We start from the raw sequence: 494 nt of genomic DNA on the forward strand, positions 1-494 counted from the left end.
CGCGTAGCCGACCGCCAGCGCGATCACGATGGCGCTGCTGCGCAGCCAGACCACGCGGGTGCGGTTCAGGATCACGATGATCGCCAGGACCAGGCCCGACAGGAGCAGGTTCTCGCCGTTGGCGAAGCTGCCGTTGGCCATGGCGCCGAAGCCGCCGCCCATGCTGATCAGGCCGACCTTGATCAGGGTGAGGCCGATCATCAGCACCACGATCCCGGTGACCAGCGGCGTGATCATGCGCTTCACGAAGGGCAGGACGCGCGAGACGCCCATCTCGACGAAGGAGCCGGCCACCACCACGCCGAAGATCGCGGCCATCACCGCTTCCACCGGCGTGCCCTGCTTGACCATCAGCGAACCGCCGGCGATCAGCGGGCCGACGAAATTGAAGCTGGTGCCCTGGACGATCAGCAGGCCCGCGCCGAGCGGACCGAAGCGGCGACACTGGACGAAGGTGGCGATGCCGGAAATCACCAGCGACATCGAGACGATCA

The 494-nt window shown here is 67.0% G+C and carries 1 protein-coding gene; it reads right to left on the reverse strand.

The window, feature by feature from the left end:
- On the reverse strand, window positions 1-494 hold a 494-nt coding region (locus KVT32_RS28635; protein WP_305864206.1), incomplete at both ends, for a solute carrier family 23 protein.

This window comes from Achromobacter sp. GbtcB20, from assembly GCF_019091095.1.
GTDB classification, from domain to species: domain Bacteria; phylum Pseudomonadota; class Gammaproteobacteria; order Burkholderiales; family Burkholderiaceae_B; genus Achromobacter; species Achromobacter mucicolens.